At 60.2% G+C, this 17,454-nt stretch carries 20 protein-coding genes; 11 read left to right on the top strand and 9 right to left on the bottom strand.

The features are described 5' to 3' along the window. Positions 1–49: 49 nt before the first annotated feature. Complete coding sequence (locus tag QMK51_RS01265) at positions 50–796, bottom strand: LytTR family DNA-binding domain-containing protein (protein ID WP_320392931.1); 747 nt, start codon at positions 794–796, stop codon at positions 50–52. A 462-nt stretch (positions 797–1,258) separates the two neighbouring features. Between QMK51_RS01265 and argH the strand changes: the two genes are divergently transcribed. Next, a complete protein-coding gene (gene argH / locus QMK51_RS01260; protein ID WP_258698526.1) occupies positions 1,259–2,653 on the top strand; it encodes an argininosuccinate lyase in 1,395 nt (464 codons plus the stop codon). Positions 2,654–2,771: 118 nt separating this feature from the next. On the opposite strand, the gene QMK51_RS01255 is transcribed toward argH, so the two are convergent. After that, complete coding sequence (locus QMK51_RS01255) at positions 2,772–3,431, bottom strand: glutathione S-transferase (RefSeq protein WP_320392930.1); 660 nt, start codon at positions 3,429–3,431, stop codon at positions 2,772–2,774. Positions 3,432–3,556: 125 nt separating this feature from the next. Between QMK51_RS01255 and QMK51_RS01250 the strand changes: the two genes are divergently transcribed. From QMK51_RS01250 to QMK51_RS01240, 3 genes are all read left to right on the top strand, one after another. Further along, positions 3,557–3,841 carry a hypothetical protein gene (locus tag QMK51_RS01250; protein ID WP_258698524.1) on the top strand — a complete coding sequence of 95 codons (285 nt, stop codon included), beginning with the start codon at positions 3,557–3,559 and terminating at the stop codon, positions 3,839–3,841. Positions 3,842–4,114: 273 nt separating this feature from the next. Continuing rightward, the gene (locus tag QMK51_RS01245) at positions 4,115–4,360 is read left to right on the top strand and encodes a TIGR02647 family protein (protein ID WP_007894898.1); all 246 of its coding nucleotides are present in this window, start codon (positions 4,115–4,117) and stop codon (positions 4,358–4,360) included. Between the two features lie 207 nt (positions 4,361–4,567). Further along, positions 4,568–7,417, top strand: coding sequence for a class I adenylate cyclase (locus tag QMK51_RS01240; RefSeq protein ID WP_320392929.1), 2,850 nt, complete (start codon positions 4,568–4,570; stop codon positions 7,415–7,417). An 8-nt stretch (positions 7,418–7,425) separates the two neighbouring features. Here the strand turns inward: QMK51_RS01240 and rnk are convergent, their stop codons facing one another. The 3 genes from rnk to cyaY form a co-directional block, all read right to left on the bottom strand. Then, positions 7,426–7,836 (bottom strand): nucleoside diphosphate kinase regulator, encoded by a 411-nt coding sequence (gene rnk / locus QMK51_RS01235; RefSeq protein WP_320392928.1) that lies wholly within the window; start codon positions 7,834–7,836, stop codon positions 7,426–7,428. Positions 7,837–8,079: 243 nt separating this feature from the next. Next, positions 8,080–8,307, bottom strand: coding sequence for a DUF1289 domain-containing protein (locus QMK51_RS01230; protein WP_258698521.1), 228 nt, complete (start codon positions 8,305–8,307; stop codon positions 8,080–8,082). Between the two features lie 4 nt (positions 8,308–8,311). After that, the gene (gene cyaY, locus QMK51_RS01225) at positions 8,312–8,644 is read right to left on the bottom strand and encodes an iron donor protein CyaY (RefSeq protein ID WP_258698520.1); all 333 of its coding nucleotides are present in this window, start codon (positions 8,642–8,644) and stop codon (positions 8,312–8,314) included. A 370-nt stretch (positions 8,645–9,014) separates the two neighbouring features. Between cyaY and lptM the strand changes: the two genes are divergently transcribed. Genes lptM through QMK51_RS01195 form a run of 6 tightly spaced genes read left to right on the top strand, consistent with a single transcriptional unit; the run spans position 9,015 to position 13,619 of the window. Beyond that, the gene (gene lptM, locus QMK51_RS01220; RefSeq protein ID WP_074871901.1) at positions 9,015–9,185 is read left to right on the top strand and encodes an LPS translocon maturation chaperone LptM; all 171 of its coding nucleotides are present in this window, start codon (positions 9,015–9,017) and stop codon (positions 9,183–9,185) included. Positions 9,186–9,194: 9 nt separating this feature from the next. Continuing rightward, entirely contained in the window at positions 9,195–10,442 is a 1,248-nt protein-coding gene (lysA, locus tag QMK51_RS01215) for a diaminopimelate decarboxylase (RefSeq protein WP_320392927.1), read from the top strand. A 4-nt stretch (positions 10,443–10,446) separates the two neighbouring features. Further along, entirely contained in the window at positions 10,447–11,277 is an 831-nt protein-coding gene (gene dapF / locus QMK51_RS01210) for a diaminopimelate epimerase (protein ID WP_258698518.1), read from the top strand. A 13-nt stretch (positions 11,278–11,290) separates the two neighbouring features. Further along, positions 11,291–12,016, top strand: coding sequence for a DUF484 family protein (locus QMK51_RS01205; protein ID WP_320392926.1), 726 nt, complete (start codon positions 11,291–11,293; stop codon positions 12,014–12,016). Between the two features lie 2 nt (positions 12,017–12,018). Beyond that, entirely contained in the window at positions 12,019–12,918 is a 900-nt protein-coding gene (gene xerC / locus QMK51_RS01200; RefSeq protein WP_258698516.1) for a tyrosine recombinase XerC, read from the top strand. Next, positions 12,915–13,619, top strand: coding sequence for an HAD family hydrolase (locus QMK51_RS01195; protein WP_320392925.1), 705 nt, complete (start codon positions 12,915–12,917; stop codon positions 13,617–13,619). The genes xerC and QMK51_RS01195 overlap by 4 nt, the downstream gene beginning before the upstream one ends. A gap of 199 nt (positions 13,620–13,818) precedes the next feature. Here QMK51_RS01195 and sutA read toward each other — a convergent pair whose 3' ends face one another. The 4 genes from sutA to glnK form a co-directional block, all read right to left on the bottom strand. Then, complete coding sequence (gene sutA, locus QMK51_RS01190) at positions 13,819–14,142, bottom strand: transcriptional regulator SutA (protein WP_007980816.1); 324 nt, start codon at positions 14,140–14,142, stop codon at positions 13,819–13,821. A gap of 102 nt (positions 14,143–14,244) precedes the next feature. Continuing rightward, entirely contained in the window at positions 14,245–14,670 is a 426-nt protein-coding gene (locus tag QMK51_RS01185; protein WP_008015517.1) for a secondary thiamine-phosphate synthase enzyme YjbQ, read from the bottom strand. A 213-nt stretch (positions 14,671–14,883) separates the two neighbouring features. Continuing rightward, complete coding sequence (locus tag QMK51_RS01180) at positions 14,884–16,221, bottom strand: ammonium transporter (RefSeq protein WP_320392924.1); 1,338 nt, start codon at positions 16,219–16,221, stop codon at positions 14,884–14,886. A 35-nt stretch (positions 16,222–16,256) separates the two neighbouring features. Then, a complete protein-coding gene (gene glnK / locus QMK51_RS01175) occupies positions 16,257–16,595 on the bottom strand; it encodes a P-II family nitrogen regulator (protein ID WP_002555808.1) in 339 nt (112 codons plus the stop codon). 416 nt (positions 16,596–17,011) lie between these two features. Between glnK and QMK51_RS01170 the strand changes: the two genes are divergently transcribed. Next, positions 17,012–17,272, top strand: coding sequence for an accessory factor UbiK family protein (locus QMK51_RS01170; protein ID WP_008007559.1), 261 nt, complete (start codon positions 17,012–17,014; stop codon positions 17,270–17,272). Positions 17,273–17,454 lie beyond the last annotated feature (182 nt).

The raw sequence follows: 17,454 nt of genomic DNA, 5'->3' as shown, positions 1-17,454 counted from the left end.
TGGCCTTCAATGCCCAGAAACAGGGTAGAAATCCGCCCCGAATGGCGGATTACAGTTGTTGCATCATTTTGCGCACGCCGGCCACATGACGTCGGCTGACGATCAAGGCGTCGCCGTTCAGGCCTTTGAGAAACAGCTGGAAATGTCCCAGGGGGGTGCGTTGCAGCCGTTCGATGCGTTCGCGGGCAACCAGTGCATTGCGGTGGATCCGCACGAAACGGTCGCCAAATTCGTCTTCGAGGGCCTTGAGCGGCTCGTCGAGCAGCACTTCACCGCCTTCATGGCGCAAGGTCACGTACTTGTGGTCGGCGATGAAGTAGACCACCTGCCCCAACGGGATCAGCTCGATGCCTTTACGGGTACGGGCGCTGATGTGACTGCGCGGACCGTTGCCGGTTTCGGCCGCCGGGCGAGTCAAGGCCGCGAGCTGGACGCGATTGGGACGCTCGGCTTTCTTCAATGCTTCGTGCAACTGTTCTGTGCGCACTGGCTTCACCAGATAGCCCACGGCGCTGGCCTGTAGGGCTTCCACGGCAAATTCATCGGGCCCTGTGCAAAACACCACGGAGGGCGGGGTTTCACGTTCGCACAATCGTGCCGCCACCTGCAGGCCATCGAGGCCCGGCATGCGAATATCGAGCAGTACGATATCCGGCTTGTGGCTGTCGATCAGTGCCAACGCCTCTTCGCCATTCGTAGCGCTGGGCTCCAGGACGTTGTATCCCTCGAGTTCGCCGACCATTCGGCTCAGGCGCTCGCGGGCCAAGGGTTCGTCATCAACGATCAGGACATTCATATTGCGCTGGATTCCTGCGTGAGTCTCGCACAAAGATAGCGTAGACAGGTGAAGTGACGTCCGTCACCGCGATCCACGCTAAGACTAGCGCGAGGGCCAAAAAGTGCCGCGAGACCGCCGGCTAAATTTTCATCTGCCGGGTGACTAGCGGCCCAGGCCCGCATTGGCGAGGCATCGCCGTAGGGTTTGCTGATACACAATATGAACACCCCTCTTCTCTATATAGTCAGCTGCAGCATCGAGAAGTGCGCTGATCCTACTGTCCAACTGTAGACGGTTGCCGGGACGATATTGCTCAAATGAGAAATATCGTTGCGCAATTTGCGCATCGCTTGCTTCGAGTATGGGTCACGCCATGAGAAAAAAACGTGTCGACCAGTGTCAGCGACAGGATTGGCAACCCTGTTATTATCCGCCTCAGCATTCCACGCCATCTTTCTTCAAGCCGATACGAGCGAATTCATGAGCACTGACAAGACCAATCAGTCCTGGGGCGGCCGCTTCAGTGAACCCGTCGACGCCTTCGTCGCCCGCTTCACCGCCTCCGTCACCTTCGACCAGCGCCTGTATCGCCACGACATCATGGGCTCGATCGCCCACGCCACCATGCTGGCCAAGGTCGGCGTGCTGACCGATGCCGAGCGCGACAGCATCATCGATGGCCTCAAGACCATCCAGGGTGAAATCGAGGCCGGCCAGTTCGACTGGCGCATCGACCTCGAAGACGTGCACATGAACATCGAGGCGCGTCTGACCGACCGCATCGGCGTGACCGGTAAAAAACTGCACACCGGCCGCAGCCGTAACGACCAGGTCGCCACCGACATCCGCCTGTGGCTGCGTGACGAGATCGACCTGATCCTCGGCGAAATCACCCGCCTGCAACAAGGCTTGCTGGAGCAGGCCGAGCGCGAAGCCGGCAGTATCATGCCAGGCTTCACGCACCTGCAAACCGCACAGCCGGTGACCTTCGGGCACCACATGCTGGCCTGGTTCGAAATGCTCAGCCGCGACTACGAGCGTCTGGTGGACTGCCGCAAGCGCACCAACCGCATGCCGCTGGGCAGCGCCGCACTGGCCGGTACCACCTACCCGATCGACCGCGAATACACCGCGCAACTGCTGGGATTCGACGCTGTCGGCGGCAACTCCCTGGACAACGTGTCCGATCGCGACTTCGCCATCGAGTTCTGCTCGGCCGCCAGCATCGCGATGATGCACTTGTCGCGGTTCTCTGAAGAGCTGGTGCTGTGGACCAGCGCGCAGTTCCAGTTCATCGATCTGCCGGACCGTTTCTGCACCGGCAGCTCGATCATGCCGCAAAAGAAAAACCCGGACGTGCCGGAGCTGGTTCGCGGCAAGACTGGCCGGGTGTTCGGCGCACTGATGGGCCTGCTGACCCTGATGAAAGGCCAGCCCCTGGCCTACAACAAGGACAACCAGGAAGACAAGGAACCGCTGTTTGACGCCGCCGACACTTTGCGCGACTCGCTGCGGGCCTTTGCCGACATGATCCCGGCGATCAAGCCCAAGCACGCCATGATGCGCGAAGCAGCCCTGCGCGGTTTCTCCACGGCCACCGACCTGGCCGACTACCTGGTACGCCGCGGGCTGCCGTTCCGTGACTGCCACGAGATCGTTGGCCACGCGGTGAAGTACGGCGTGGAAAGCGGCAAGGACCTGGCGGAAATGAGCCTGGAAGAACTGCGCAAATTCAGCGACCAGATCGAGCAGGACGTGTTTGCCGTGCTGACCCTGGAAGGTTCGGTGAATGCCCGTGACCATATCGGCGGGACTGCGCCGGCGCAGGTCAAGAAGGCTGTTGCTCGCGGTCAGGCGCTGCTCGCCAGCCGTTAAGAGCTTCGCGGGCAAGCCCGCTCCCACAGGTTTCCCTGTCTGCCATAGATTTTGGCTGGCCGGAGATCCTTGTGGGAGCGGGCTTGCCCGCGATGACTGACTTCAGAGCACTACAAACTTACTTCTTCGACGCGATCATCTCCAGAAACGCGGGCATTGCTGCGTCCTTGTCCGCCGCAATTCGCTGCACGTTCGGATTTTGCCCCAGACGCTCCAGCAGCGCCCTGGCCGCCGGCATCTCGGCCAGCAGATCAATATCGAACAGCTTCTGCGCCACGGCACAGGCCATCGGCACGCTGTACAGGAAATACAAATCCGCAATGCTGAGACTGTCGCCCGCTACGTAAGGGGCGAACTTGCCGTGCCTGCCCAGCGAGGCGAACCCCAGCAGCAGCTCGGCCTTGGTCTTGTCCTTGATCGCCTCCGGCACAGACATGCCGAAAAACGCTTCGGGGTAGCAGGCGCGCGCCGGCAGTTCGATGTACAACTCGATTTCCTTGGCCAAAGCCAGCGCCTGCGCTCGCTCGAAGGGCTCGCTGGACAGCAGCGGCGTGCCTTTCTGACTCTGCTCAAGGTACTCGAGAATCACGCTGGTTTCGTTGATGAAACCTTGTTCGACGCCCAGAACCGGAACCTTGCCGCGAGGGCTGATGGTCAGCGCCTCGGGGCTGGTGCCTGGGTAAAACGGCACTTCTTCAAACGGCAGTCCCTTCTCCAGCAACGCCAGCTTGACCATGTTGTAGTAGTTGCTGACGCAAAATCCATAAAGCTTGAGCATTACATAGCCTCCAGGCCGTGCAGGGGGTTGGCAACGCCAGTTATAGAACGCCCGGGCACTTCTTGCCAGCAGCATCACAGCGCTGAATGCAGGTAAACTGGCCGCCTTTCCTTGAGGAGCCTGCCATGAGCGAGCCAAACGACATCGACAACGACGAAGAAGCGTTCGCCGAAACGACGCTGATCGAAGCGATCGAGAACCAGATCGAAAGCGATAACCCGCCAGCGGCCAAGGCGACCTTCAACAAGCTGACCCTGGTGGGTTACGAGCGTGAAGAAATCCTCAACCTGATGGCCCACGTGCTGGCGGTGGAAATCGACGCGATCCTCGAAGAAGACCGCGCGTTCAACACCCAATGGTACGAAGCGGCGCTGCGCGCGCTGCCAGAGTTGCCGCCGGAAAAACAATAAACAAGCGATTGCCTGGCGCAATACCTGGGGGAGCGGACTTGCTCGCGAATAGGCCGTCACATCCAGCATTGATGTTGGCTGACACGCCGCTTTCGCGAGCAAGCCCGCTCCCACACAGATTGTCACCCATTCAGTGCCGCCTTCCCCCAGACCCTGACTACACTGGAAACCGCCCCCGAGGCGAAAAACCCTGTTACGAGCACTGGACATGCTGCGCGTGTGGGATCACCTTAGGGGCGCTGTCGTCCAATTCCTAGAAAGTCTGGAGTCCTTATGTCGCTTACCCCTGAGCTGGTTGCCGAACTGGAAATCCTCGCACTCTTCAACCTGGACAGTTCCCAGGAAGGTTTGAAAATTCATCAGACCGCTGCCCCGAAAGCCATTGCCGCCGCCCAAAGACTGTTCGACAAAGAATTGATCACCCAACCCGATGGCGGTTACCTGACCAGCCTGGGTCGTGACGCTGCACAAAACGTGCAAACCGTTCTAACCATTCTGTCCGTGCGGGAAACTGCCTGAGTACCACTGCATTGCCCACGGAAACCTCTGTCACGGGATTTCCGCGGGCTCACTTGATTACCGGCCCTGTTATCTGCCGTCGCCAAACGATAAAAATCTGACGCCAGAAAAACAAAATCAGCTTAAAAGTCCCGGGGCCGAGGCGCTAAACTGCCCCTCATCCTGAGCCCTCCCACGTCCGAGCCCCGCGAGCCGGATTGAGCTGACATGACCCGCACCCATGAAATCCGCCCCGATCTGGACGAGGGAATCGACCGCAAGGTTCTCAGCCAGCTGCGCGCCCGTTTTCTGAAGCTCAACGAGGGCCGCATGGCCCGTGCCATGGAAGGGTTGTCGACCCGCCAGCAAGCGGTTCTGACCTTGTTGCCGCTGTTTTTCCACGTCAATCATCCGCTATTGCCGGGTTACGTTTCGGGTAGCACCCCAGCCGGGTTGTCGAATTACGAACCCGACACCAACACCCTCGCCGAAGCCCAACGCCTGACCCGCTCGTTTTCCTACAAGCCACGCCACGGCAGCAATCCGCCGCGACCGATTCACGGCCTGTTCCTGATGGGCAGCCTCGGCACTCTGGCCCAGGCTGACCAGAGCGACATGGATGTATGGGTCTGCCACGGGCCGGACTTGAGCGAAAGCGAGCTTGCTGAGCTGCGCAAGAAATGCCAGTTGCTTGAGATATGGGCCGCCAGCCAGGGCGCCGAGGCGCATTTCTTCCTGATCGACCCGGCCCGCTTCGTGCTCGGCGAACGCGATACGCAATTGAGTTCGGAAGACTGCGGCACCACCCAGCACTATCTGCTGCTGGACGAGTTCTACCGCACCGCAATCTGGCTGGCCGGGCGCACACCCATCTGGTGGCTGGTGCCGGTTTACGAAGAGGCGGCGTATGACCGTTACACCCATACGCTGCTTTCCAAGCGTTTCATCCGTGCCGACGAAACCCTGGACCTGGGGCATCTGGCGTGTATCCCGCCCGGGGAATTCGTTGGTGCCGGGCTCTGGCAGTTATTCAAAGGCATTGAGTCACCGTACAAATCGGTGCTCAAACTGCTGCTGACCGAGGTTTACGCCAGCGAACACCCCAAGGTCCACTGCCTGAGCCTGCGTTTCAAGCAGGCCGTGTTTGCCAATCAACTGGATCTCGATGAGCTGGACCCATACATGGTGGTTTACCGGCGCATCGAGGAATACCTCACGGCCCGGGGCGAACCAGAACGGCTGGAGCTGGTACGCCGCGCGCTGTACCTGAAGGTCAATCGCAAGCTCACCGGCAGCAGCGGACGCACCCAGAGCTGGCAGCGTTCGCTGCTCGAACGCCTGGCCCACGAATGGCATTGGGATCAGCGTCAGTTGGCATTGCTCGACAGCCGCAGCCAGTGGAAAGTCCGCCAGGTCAGCGCCGAACGGCGGGCCCTGGTCAGCGAGCTGAATTACAGCTACCGCTTCCTGACGCAGTTTGCCCGCAACGAACAGACTGTCAGCCTGATCAACAAACGCGACCTCAATGTGCTGGGCCGGCGGTTGTACGCGGCCTTCGAACGCAAGGCCGACAAGGTCGAATTCATCAACCCGGGCATCGCCCCCGATCTCGCCGAAGACACCCTGACGCTGGTGCAAGCCCCGAACAAGAGAGAACCGGGACAAACCCAATGGGGTTTGTACAACGGCAGCCTGGCCGCCCACGAGTGGGAGCATTTCGCGCCCATCAAACGCAGCCGTCAGTTACTGGAGCTGCTCACCTGGTGCCACCGCAATGGCGTGATCGACAGCAGCACCCGCCTGGCCCTGCACCCCGGCACCAGCGACTTGAGCGAGTTCGAACTGTTCAACTTGCTCGGCAGCCTGCAACAAAGCATCGCCCTGCCCCTGACCACCGTCGCCGAGGAGCCTTTGCTGCGCGCCAGCGTGCCGAGCGAAGTACTGATTCTGGTGAACGTCGGCATCGATCCGCTCAAGCACCATCGCGACCTGAATATCCTGATGACTACCGAGCGCACCGATTCCCTGAGCTACGCCGGCGTGCGGGAAAACCTGGTGCTGACCCTGGATCAGGTCACGCTCAATAGTTGGAATGAGGTGCTGGTCAGCCGCTTTGGCGGCCCCCACGCTCTGCTCGACTGCCTGCGCGATTACCTCAACAACCTGCCAAGCGGGCCAGAGCAGCCCAAGTTGCGGGTGCGTTGCTTCTGCCACAACCGCGCGCAATTCATCGCCCGACGGGTTGAAGAAATCCTCGACACCGCGCAGAACCTGCTGCTGAGCAAACTCAATCATCGTTACCTGATTCAGGTCCAGCAGCATTACCACGTGCTGGAGCTGGTGCCCGGCCAGATCAATCACGTTGCCCTCGCCACGCTGCCGGCGCTGCTTGCCTACCTCAGCGAAGAACTGGCGAGCTACAGCCCCCTGCATCTGGACCCGATGGCGCTGGAAGACCACGATCTGGCGCTGATCCTGCCCATGGGGCAACCCGACTGCGTTCAGGTGTTCTACCGAATCAACAACGAACACCAGGCTGATTTGTACGTACTGGATGAATTCAATGCCTTGTGGCAGCAGCGCTTGCCCTATCACGACGAGCAAAGCCTGCTGGTGCCGCTGCAACGTTTCCTGCAATCGATCCAGTACCGGCGCAACGCCTTGCTGCCGATGGACGCCGCCCAACCACTGAGCCTGGACACTTTGTATTACCAATTGTTGCCTTCGGGTACCGCGCGGGCGCGTCGGGTCGAAGCCCGGCCGGCACCGCAAACCCCGGTCAACAAACCGTTCTACGACGTGCAGGCGATCGTCGGCAAAGCCGCACCGGGACAGGTGCAGGTCACGTTGTATTGCAATCAGCGGGAATTTTCAGAGCTGGAACATGGCGACCAACTGTTCAGCGTGGTCGCCCGGGAAATCGTCGAGCAGCGCCGCGAGACCGAACGCTATCGCTGCTACATCACCGACCTGGACCTGTCGGGCTTGCTCGGTGATGGTCAGAGTTCAAGCCAGCTGTATCTGCGTTACAAGGCCGACCTGGAGAACGCATTGAACGAGGCGCTCGAGCAGGTCTGAGGGGGGGGTTATTCCGGGAAGTCGCCGCCATTGGCCGGCTGCGATTCGACTGCCAGCAAGGTCAGTTTCAGGGTCTTGCCACCCGGAGCAGGCCAGTCAATGTGCTGACCGACCTTGAGACCCAGCAGTGCGCTGCCGACCGGCGCCAGAATGGAGATCCTGCCTTCGTCGGCGTTGGCGTCCTTGGGGTAAACCAACGTCAGGTGGTAGTCCTTGCCGCTGCTTTCTTCACGGCAATGCACTTTGGAATTCATGGTCACGACATCAGCAGGCACATCTTCGTGACCGACCAGGGTATCGGCGCGATCCAGTTCGGTTTGCAGCGCGATAACGCCCGGCAGCGTGTCATCCAGGCTGTCGATCAGGCGCTCCAGACGTTGCACGTCCAGACGGGTAAGGGTGATGGAAGGTGCGGTCATGATCAGGGCAGACTCCTTTCTTCTGCACGAAAAAAGCAAAACCCCGCCAGAAAAAGGCGGGGTTTTCACGAACCTCGATGGGTTGAGGCGTCTCTGGACACTATCACAGCTCAATAAATATACAAGCCGCCACCGGACAGCCTGCGCGAACCCTGTACAAGGAGCTGCCGCAGGCTGCGATCTTTTGATCTTGCTCTTCGGCAATCTTCAGCGCCGCCAAAAGATCGCAGCCTTCGGCAGCTCCTACAAGGGATTGGCGGTGGTCTTGCGATTCGAGGCCTGCGCGCAGATTACCCGCCGCCGCTCATCGTCGGCCGAGCGCCATTCGCGAATATCTTCGACATGCCGAAAACACCCGAGGCAAACCTTCTGCTCATCCAGCCGACACACACCGCTGCACGGCGAAGGCACTGCCGGGCTGACGTTGCTATAGAGCGGTTTGGGCGGGCGAACGGGCGCAGGCTGGGTCATGACTTCACAGGCCTTCGAAATCGAGTTCGACGTCGGCTTGCTGCTTGACGATGCGCTCGAGCATCTCGCCCAGTTGTTCGTCGCTCTTGTCGCACATCCAGCGCTTGCTCTCTTCGTCGTAATCGAAGTGGAAGCCACCGGACACCGCCGCCAGCCACAACTGTCGCAATGGCTCCTGCCGACTGAAAATCAATTGGCTGCCGTTTTCGAACTTGACGGTGAGCACACCGGCCGAGCTCTCCAGATCGATATCCAGGTCACTTTCGTCGAAAATATCCTCCAGCGACTGCTGGGTTGCATCGACCAGGTCGTGGAAACGGGCTTCGGTCAAACTCATTGCGGGAACCTCAAAAAGTGTCTACTCACGCTCAAGCGCCGCAAGATACGGGCGAGCCCCGGTGATTGCAAAGGATAACCACCAAGGGCTCGCTAGCGGTACGAAATATCGACGCAGGACCTGATAGCGCCAAAATCTAATGTGGGAGCGGCGGTGCGGCGATCCGACTTGCTCGCGAAAGCGCCGTGTCAGTCAACATCAATATTGAATGAATGACCGCATTCGCGAGCAAGCCCGCTTGTGTCGATGGATTGCACATAACTGACCGGCATCGGGCGAAGGCCCGCCGGACGGGAGCCGCGTCGCATAGGCAAGCTGCCGGGTGGCCGGTATACTCCGGCGCAATTAACGCATTTTCAAGGATTTCGCCATGAAGCGCCTGATCTCTTCCCTTGCTGCGCTCGTCGCGGTTGCCTGCCTGGTGTCGGCCTGTGGTCAAAAAGGCCCGCTGTACCTGCCCGATGAAAATCAGGATCCTGCAGAGCAAGCCAAATCGTCGCAGCAGACTCCGTCGAAAGCTCACAAGCACGACGTCTACTAAGGGAACGCCATGGACGCTTTTAACTACCGTGACGGCGAGCTGTTCGCGGAAGGTGTTGCCCTGTCCGCCATCGCCGAACGCTTTGGAACACCGACCTACGTCTACTCTCGTGCCCACATCGAATCCCAGTACCTGGCTTACGCCGATGCGCTGGCCGGCACGCCGCATCTGGTCTGCTTTGCGGTCAAGGCCAACTCCAACCTGGGTGTACTGAATGTCCTGGCCCGCCTTGGCGCCGGTTTCGACATCGTTTCCCGTGGCGAGCTGGAGCGCGTACTGGCCGCGGGCGGCAGCGCCGACAAGATCGTGTTCTCCGGTGTCGGCAAGACCCGTGACGACATGCGTCGCGCCCTGGAAGTCGGCGTGCATTGCTTCAACGTCGAATCCACCGATGAGCTGGAACGCCTGCAAGTGGTGGCAGCCGAGCTGGGCGTTCGCGCGCCGATCTCGCTGCGCGTCAACCCGGACGTCGATGCCGGCACTCACCCGTACATTTCTACCGGTCTTAAAGAAAACAAGTTCGGCATCGCCATCGCCGACGCCGAAGACGTGTACATCCGTGCCGCGCAACTGCCTAACCTGGAAGTGGTCGGCGTCGATTGCCACATCGGTTCGCAACTGACCACCCTGCCGCCGTTCATCGATGCCCTCGACCGTCTGCTGGGCCTGGTCGACCGCCTCGGCGATTGCGGCATCTATCTGCGCCACATCGATCTCGGTGGTGGCTTGGGTGTGCGTTATCGCGATGAAGAGCCGCCATTGGCTGCCGACTACATCAAAGCCGTGCGCGAACGTCTCGACGGTCGTGACCTGGCGCTGGTGTTCGAACCAGGCCGCTTCATCGTCGCTAACGCCGGCGTGCTGCTGACCCAGGTCGAATACCTCAAGCACACCGAACACAAAGACTTCGCCATCGTCGACGCGGCCATGAACGACCTGATTCGCCCGGCGCTGTATCAAGCCTGGATGGACGTCACCGCCGTGCGCCCGCGCAACAGCGCCGCTCGCGCCTACGACATCGTCGGCCCGATCTGCGAAACCGGCGACTTCCTGGCCAAGGATCGTCAGCTGGCCCTGGAAGAAGGCGATCTGCTGGCCGTGCATTCGGCCGGTGCCTACGGGTTTGTCATGAGTTCCAACTACAACACCCGCGGCCGTACCGCTGAAGTGTTGGTGGACGGTGATCAGGCATTTGAAGTGCGTCGCCGTGAGACGGTAGCCGAGTTGTTTGCTGGCGAAAGCCTGCTGCCGGAGTAAAACCATGCTGCTGCGTTTTACCAAGATGCACGGCCTGGGCAATGACTTCATGGTCCTCGACCTGGTCAGCCAGCACGCGCACATCCTGCCCAAGCACGCAAAGCTTTGGGGCGATCGGCACACCGGCATCGGGTTCGACCAGTTGCTGATCGTCGAAGCCCCCAGCAACCCGGACGTGGATTTCCGCTATCGGATCTTCAACGCCGACGGCTCCGAAGTGGAACAGTGCGGCAACGGTGCGCGCTGTTTCGCCCGCTTCGTTCTCGACAAGCGCCTGACCGCCAAGCGGCTGATTCGCGTCGAGACCAAAAGCGGCATCATCGAACTGGACATCCGCAACGATGGCCAGATCAGCGTCAACATGGGCGCTCCGCGCCTGGTGCCGGCCGAGATTCCGTTCGAAGCCCCGAGCCAGGCCCTGAGCTATCAGGTCGACGTCGACGGCACCTCGGTCGAACTGGCCGCTGTGTCCATGGGCAACCCCCATGCCGTGTTGCGGGTCAGCGACATCAACAACGCACCGGTGCATGAACTGGGACCGAAAATCGAACATCACCCGCGCTTCCCGGCGCGGGTCAATGTTGGTTTTCTCCAGGTCATCGACCGGAGCCGTGCGCAGTTGCGCGTCTGGGAACGCGGGGCCGGGGAAACCCAGGCATGCGGAACCGGTGCCTGTGCCGCCGCAGTGGCCGCGATCAGCCAGGGGTGGATGGATTCGCCGCTATTGATCGACCTGCCCGGCGGGCGTTTGTCCATTGAATGGGCAGGCCCTGGCCAACCGGTCATGATGACCGGCCCGGCAGTGCGCGTATACGAAGGACAAGTGCGTCTTTGAGTGAGCCAAATCCATGACCGACAAGCCTCAGGTTCCCGCCCTACAGCCCGACGAATCCCCTTCCGAAAGCCTTGAGGCGGCGGCGATTGCCGCGTACCTGGAGGCTCATCCGGATTTCTTCATCGAGCACGAAGAACTGCTCCCGGCCCTGCGCATTCCGCACCAGCGCGGCGACACAATTTCGCTGGTCGAACGCCAGATGACGATTCTGCGCGACCGCAACATCGAGTTGCGTCACCGCCTCTCGCACTTGATGGACGTGGCCCGCGACAACGACCGTCTCTTCGATAAAACCCGTCGCCTGATTCTCGCGCTGATGGACGCCAGCAGCCTGGAAGACGTGGTGATCAGCGTCGAAGACAGCCTGCGCCAGGACTTCCAGGTGCCCTTTGTCAGCCTGATCCTGTTGGGCGACAACCCGATGCCGGTGGGGCGCTGGGTGACACATGCCGACGCGCAAACAGCCATCGGCGGTTTGCTCTCGGAAGACAAAAGCGTCAGCGGCAGCCTGCGTGAACACGAACTGGACTTCCTGTTCGGCGAAGAACAGCGCAAGCAGATCGGCTCCACTGCCGTCGTCGCCATCAGCCACCAGGGCATCCACGGCGTCCTGGCCATCGCCAGCCACGATCCGCAGCACTACAAAAGTTCGGTGGGCACGCTGTTCCTGAGTTACATCGCCGAAGTCATGGGCCGCGTGCTGCCACGGGTCAACAATTCCCTGCGCTCGGTACGCTAACCATGGAACGACAACTGGACGCTTACTGCGAACACCTGCGCAGTGAGCGGCAGGTGTCGCCGCATACGCTGTATGCCTACCGCCGCGACCTCGACAAAGTGCTGGGCTGGTGCCTCAAACAAAACATCGGTAGCTGGGCCGCGCTGGACATCCAGCGTCTGCGCAGCCTGATCGCTCGTTTGCATGCCCAAGGCCAGTCGTCCCGCAGCCTGGCGCGACTGCTCTCGGCGGTGCGCGGGCTCTATCACTATCTGAACCGCGAAGGTCTGTGCGACCACGACCCGGCCAATGGTCTGGCACCGCCCAAGGGCGAACGCCGCCTGCCGAAAACCCTCGACACCGATCGCGCGTTGCAACTGCTGGAAGGCGCGGTTGAGGATGACTTTCTGGCGCGTCGGGATCAGGCGATTCTGGAGCTGTTCTATTCCTCCGGCTTGCGGCTTTCGGAGCTGACCGGACTCAACCTTGATCAGCTGGATCTGGCTGACGGCATGGTCCAGGTCCTCGGCAAGGGCAGCAAGACTCGACTGTTGCCAGTGGGCAAAAAGGCTCGCGAAGCGCTGGAGTTGTGGCTGCCGCTACGAGCCATGACCAACCCGGCGGATGACGCGGTGTTTGTCAGCCAGCAAGGTCGGCGCCTTGGCCCTCGGGCGATTCAGGTGCGGGTCAAGGCCGCCGGCGAGCGCGAGCTGGGGCAGAACCTGCATCCGCACATGTTGCGACATTCCTTCGCCAGTCATTTGCTGGAGTCCTCCCAGGACTTGCGCGCGGTGCAGGAATTGCTCGGCCACTCGGACATCAAGACCACCCAGATCTATACCCACCTGGACTTCCAGCACCTGGCGACGGTCTACGACAGCGCCCATCCACGGGCCAAACGCATTAAAGGCGATGATTCATGACCATCCAATTGATCACCTTCGACCTCGACGACACCCTGTGGGACACCGCCCCGGTGATCGCCAGCGCCGAAGTCGTATTGCGTGAATGGCTGACCGAGCATGCACCGAACCTGGGCGCGGTGCCGGTGGAGCATTTGTGGTTGATTCGCGAACGGGTTTTGAGCAACGAACCGAGCCTTAAGCACCGCATCAGCGCCTTGCGGCGCCGCGTGCTTTTTCATGCTCTGGAAGAGGCTGGTTACGACCATGGTCAGGCCTCAGACCTGGCTGATCAAAGTTTTGAAGTGTTTCTGCATGCCCGGCATCAGCTGGAAGTATTCCCCGACGTCGAGCCGACTCTGGAGACTCTGGCCAAGCACTACGCCCTCGGTGTAGTCACCAACGGCAATGCCGATGTGCGTCGGCTGGGGCTGGCGGACTACTTCAAATTTGCCCTGTGCGCCGAAGACCTCGGCATCGCCAAGCCGGATGCACGACTGTTTCATGAAGCGCTGCAACGTGGCGGCGCGACCGCCGAAACCGCGGTGCATATTGGCGATCATCCCGGCGATGACATTGCCGGCGCCCAGCAGGCGGGGTTGCGGGCAATCTGGTTTAACCCGGCGGGCAAGGTGTGGGAAGCCGAGAAGACGCCGGATGCCGAGGTTCGCAGTTTGACCGAGTTGCCGGGGTTGTTGGCGCAGTGGAACGCCCAACACTGACCTGAGTACACAGACCCCCCTGTGGGAGCGAGCCTGCTCGCGATAGCGGTGTGTCAGCCAACATCAATATTGAATGTGACGGCCTCATCGCGAGCAGGCTCGCTCCCACATTGGATCGCGCCGAGTCCAAGACTTTTGTTTCACCCATGAAAAAGCCCGCAGCGACGGCGGGCTTTCTCAGCAAGCAGGAAGCAGGCGCTTAGATAGGCCGGCTGCCGTACTTGTTATCAGGCTTCTTGGGAGGATCGGCGACCACATTGGCCTCCACTTCCTGCACCTTGCCACCCCGTGCCAGAAACTCTTCCATGGCCTTGGCCAGGGCGTCGCGTTCCTTGTTCTTGGCTTCGACACTCGGCAGCTCATCGACCGATACCGCAGCCTTGGCCTTGCCTTTGGCAGTCGGAACGGGTGCATCACCGCCGTCGTCTTCAGCGACGTCTTCTGCCGCCGCTTCAAGGCCTTCTTCGGTTTCGTCGTCGTCGCCTACTTCGAGGTCGTCGTTTTCCAGATCATCGTCGCTCATGTTCTACCTCATGACTTGCGAAAAGCAGATTAGTTATAGCCCAGCTTTGCCATCTGTCGAAGGCTGCTGGAAAAAATTCAACCACCGCTGGTGACCAGCGGTTTATGCCTCTTCACCGTGCACGGTGGCGAGGACTTTGCGGGCACCGCCATGATCACGGTGCTCGCCCAGATAAACACCTTGCCAGGTCCCCAACGCCAGTCGGCCTGCCGAGATCGGCAAACTGAGCTGACAGCCAAGCACGCTGGCCTTGAAGTGCGCCGGGAGGTCGTCCAGGCCTTCGTCGTTATGCTCATAGCCGTCTGTTCCTTGTGGGATCAGACGATTGAAAAATCGTTCGAAGTCGCGACGTACCGCCGGATCGGCGTTCTCGTTGATGGTCAACGACGCCGAGGTATGCTGCAGCCACAAATGCAACAGACCGACCCGACACGCCTTGAGTTCAGGCAAGCCGGCGAGTAACTCGTCCGTTACCAGATGAAAGCCCCGGGGCCGTGCCCGCAAGGTAATCAGAGTCTGTTGCCACATACAGTTCTCCGCACGTTCGGGGCGCATTCTAGCGCGCTCTGGGAAAAAACAAAGGCCCTAATATTCCTTCAATCGTGTAAGCCATTGGCCGCAGAAAAACGCCCGTTGTAAACGCCCCTGAACGCGTATGAAAAAACCTTTCAGCCCGTCCTTCACTGATAAATTCAAGACAAAAAAATGCCCGGCAAGCCGGGCATTTTTTTATAGGCGTGCTTACAAGTTGTAGCCGCGTTCGTTGTGGAGCGCCAGATCGATGCCAACCGCCTCTTCTTCCTCGGTGACACGCAGACCCATGACGGCGTCCAGCACCTTGAGGATGATGAAGGTGACGATCGCGGTGTAGATCACCGTGAAGCCGACGCCTTTGCACTGAATCCAGACTTGAGCCGCGATGTCGGTGACGGTGCCGAAGCCACCCAGGGACGGTGCCGCGAACACACCCGTCAGGATCGCGCCAAGGATACCGCCGATACCGTGTACGCCGAAGGCGTCCAGGGAATCGTCATAACCGAGTTTGCGTTTCAGGGTAGTGGCGCAGAAGAAGCACACCACGCCTGCTGCCAGACCGATCACCAGAGCGCCCATCGGGCCCACGGTGCCAGCCGCCGGAGTGATTGCAACCAGACCGGCCACCACACCCGAAGCGATACCCAGTGCGCTTGGCTTGCCGTGAGTGATCCACTCGGCAAACATCCAGCCCAGCGCCGCAGCAGCGGTGGCGATCTGAGTGACCAGCATCGCCATGCCGGCAGTGCCGTTGGCGGCCGCAGCGGAACCGGCGTTGAAGCCGAACCAGCCGACCCACAACATCGCAGCACCCATCAAGGTGTAACCGAGGTTGTGCGGCGCCATTGGAGTGGTCGGGAAGCCTTTACGCTTGCCGAGTACCAGGCAAGCGATCAAACCGGCCACACCCGCGTTGATGTGCACCACGGTGCCGCCGGCGAAGTCCAGAACGCCCCAGTCCCACAACAGGCCACCGTTGCCGCTCCAGACCATGTGCGCGATTGGCGCATAGACCAGGGTGAACCAGATGCCCATGAAGATCAGCATGGCGGAGAACTTCATCCGCTCGGCGAAGGCGCCGACGATCAGCGCCGGGGTAATGATGGCGAAGGTCATCTGGAAGGTGACGAACACCGCCTCAGGGAACAGCGCCGCAGGCCCGGTCAGACTCGCAGGCGTGATACCGGCGAGGAAGGCCTTGTTCAGGCTCCCGAAGAACGAGTTGAAGTTGATGACGCCCTGTTCCATGCCGGTGGTGTCGAACGCGACGCTGTAGCCATAAATGACCCACAGAACGCTGATCAGACCGGTAATGGCGAAGCACTGCATCATCACGGAAAGAAGGTTTTTCGACCGAACCATGCCGCCGTAGAACAGCGCGAGGCCGGGAATGGTCATGAACAGCACCAGGGCTGTCGAGGTCATCATCCAGGCGGTGTCGCCGGAGTTGAGGACTGGGGCCGCCACTTCGTCTGCCGCCATGGCCAGGCCGGGCATTACGAGGGACAACAGGGCTCCTAGCCCTGCGATTTTACGCAGAGTCATATTGTTTTCTCCTGGGGCGTTGGGTTTGTGGCGGCTTAGATTGCGTCGGTATCGGTTTCGCCGGTACGGATGCGAATCGCCTGTTCCAGATTGACCACGAAGATCTTGCCGTCACCGATCTTGCCGGTGTTGGCAGCCTTGGTTATCGCCTCGATAACCCGATCCAGATCCTTGTCGTCAATGGCGACATCGATCTTCACCTTGGGCAGAAAATCGACCACGTACTCCGCGCCGCGATACAGCTCGGTATGACCCTTCTGCCGACCGAAGCCTTTGACCTCAGTAACGGTAATGCCCTGCACGCCGATCTCGGACAGCGACTCGCGCACGTCGTCCAGTTTGAACGGCTTGATGATGGCAGTGACTAGCTTCATGAAAACTCTCTCCCGAATTGGTGGACTTGCCCCAGGAAAACAAACCCGACTCAAGTCTAAGCGCAGTGCCTGGCTTTGTAACGCATCGTCGGCCTTACCTGCCCGTCCGACGCCAGCTAACCACTCCGCACGAAACTTCCCCCGTTCCGCTTGGCGCACTGCATTCGTCACAGCGACTGCATCAGTGCATGGGTCACCAGCGACTAAGCAGAAAGCTTGCCATCTATCCAAAACCCATTGATTTCAATACCTTGGCCGCTGCCGCAGGTCCCTCCAGCCGATTGACGCAACGGTTACGCACAAAAACAGTGCGGCGCCATCCACCCGCATGCGCGAAAAGCGTGCATCGCAGCCGCCGAGATTGACTATAGACACTGCGTGATACACTGCCCGCCATTGTTGACAGGACATTTCCCATGCTCGCGCCCAAAGACTTCCTCGACGCCCTGAGCGGCACCGCCTCCCGCCTCTTCAGCGGCGACACCCCACTGCCAAAAAGCGAAATCGAAAGCCAGTTCAAAGCTTTGTTGCAGAGCGGCTTCAGCAAGCTGGATCTGGTGAGCCGGGAAGAATTCGATAGCCAGATGGTTGTGCTGGCACGAACCCGCGCACGGCTGGAGAGCCTGGAAGCGAAAGTGGCGGAGCTGGAAGCGAAGCTCAATCCACCGACTGAATAACCCCACCGATCCCACTGTGAAACCCAATCCACTGTGGGAGCGAGCCTGCTCGCGATAAGGTCGGAACGACCTTCAGATTCAACTGTAGGAGCTGCCGAAGGCTGCGATCTTTTGATCTTTAAGCGCTCAAAAATCCAAGCACCTTCCTACAACAAAACCACCGCCGTCCGATTGCGTCGTAA

Source organism: Pseudomonas sp. P9_31 (assembly GCF_034008235.1).
In the GTDB taxonomy this organism is placed as follows: domain Bacteria; phylum Pseudomonadota; class Gammaproteobacteria; order Pseudomonadales; family Pseudomonadaceae; genus Aquipseudomonas.
Note: the sequence above shows the minus strand (reverse complement) of the source record. Positions and strands in the feature narration are given on the sequence as shown.

What these genes read in the sequence shown, in the direction of transcription:
- QMK51_RS01265 (WP_320392931.1), bottom strand. Translation starts at nt 796, where the DNA reads ATGAATGTCCTGATCGTTGATGACGAACCCTTGGCCCGCGAGCGCCTG.
- argH (WP_258698526.1), top strand. Translation starts at nt 1,259, where the DNA reads ATGAGCACTGACAAGACCAATCAGTCCTGGGGCGGCCGCTTCAGTGAA.
- QMK51_RS01255 (WP_320392930.1), bottom strand. Translation starts at nt 3,431, where the DNA reads ATGCTCAAGCTTTATGGATTTTGCGTCAGCAACTACTACAACATGGTC.
- QMK51_RS01250 (WP_258698524.1), top strand. Translation starts at nt 3,557, where the DNA reads ATGAGCGAGCCAAACGACATCGACAACGACGAAGAAGCGTTCGCCGAA.
- QMK51_RS01245 (WP_007894898.1), top strand. Translation starts at nt 4,115, where the DNA reads ATGTCGCTTACCCCTGAGCTGGTTGCCGAACTGGAAATCCTCGCACTC.
- QMK51_RS01240 (WP_320392929.1), top strand. Translation starts at nt 4,568, where the DNA reads ATGACCCGCACCCATGAAATCCGCCCCGATCTGGACGAGGGAATCGAC.
- rnk (WP_320392928.1), bottom strand. Translation starts at nt 7,836, where the DNA reads ATGACCGCACCTTCCATCACCCTTACCCGTCTGGACGTGCAACGTCTG.
- QMK51_RS01230 (WP_258698521.1), bottom strand. Translation starts at nt 8,307, where the DNA reads ATGACCCAGCCTGCGCCCGTTCGCCCGCCCAAACCGCTCTATAGCAAC.
- cyaY (WP_258698520.1), bottom strand. Translation starts at nt 8,644, where the DNA reads ATGAGTTTGACCGAAGCCCGTTTCCACGACCTGGTCGATGCAACCCAG.
- lptM (WP_074871901.1), top strand. Translation starts at nt 9,015, where the DNA reads ATGAAGCGCCTGATCTCTTCCCTTGCTGCGCTCGTCGCGGTTGCCTGC.
- lysA (WP_320392927.1), top strand. Translation starts at nt 9,195, where the DNA reads ATGGACGCTTTTAACTACCGTGACGGCGAGCTGTTCGCGGAAGGTGTT.
- dapF (WP_258698518.1), top strand. Translation starts at nt 10,447, where the DNA reads ATGCTGCTGCGTTTTACCAAGATGCACGGCCTGGGCAATGACTTCATG.
- QMK51_RS01205 (WP_320392926.1), top strand. Translation starts at nt 11,291, where the DNA reads ATGACCGACAAGCCTCAGGTTCCCGCCCTACAGCCCGACGAATCCCCT.
- xerC (WP_258698516.1), top strand. Translation starts at nt 12,019, where the DNA reads ATGGAACGACAACTGGACGCTTACTGCGAACACCTGCGCAGTGAGCGG.
- QMK51_RS01195 (WP_320392925.1), top strand. Translation starts at nt 12,915, where the DNA reads ATGACCATCCAATTGATCACCTTCGACCTCGACGACACCCTGTGGGAC.
- sutA (WP_007980816.1), bottom strand. Translation starts at nt 14,142, where the DNA reads ATGAGCGACGATGATCTGGAAAACGACGACCTCGAAGTAGGCGACGAC.
- QMK51_RS01185 (WP_008015517.1), bottom strand. Translation starts at nt 14,670, where the DNA reads ATGTGGCAACAGACTCTGATTACCTTGCGGGCACGGCCCCGGGGCTTT.
- QMK51_RS01180 (WP_320392924.1), bottom strand. Translation starts at nt 16,221, where the DNA reads ATGACTCTGCGTAAAATCGCAGGGCTAGGAGCCCTGTTGTCCCTCGTA.
- glnK (WP_002555808.1), bottom strand. Translation starts at nt 16,595, where the DNA reads ATGAAGCTAGTCACTGCCATCATCAAGCCGTTCAAACTGGACGACGTG.
- QMK51_RS01170 (WP_008007559.1), top strand. Translation starts at nt 17,012, where the DNA reads ATGCTCGCGCCCAAAGACTTCCTCGACGCCCTGAGCGGCACCGCCTCC.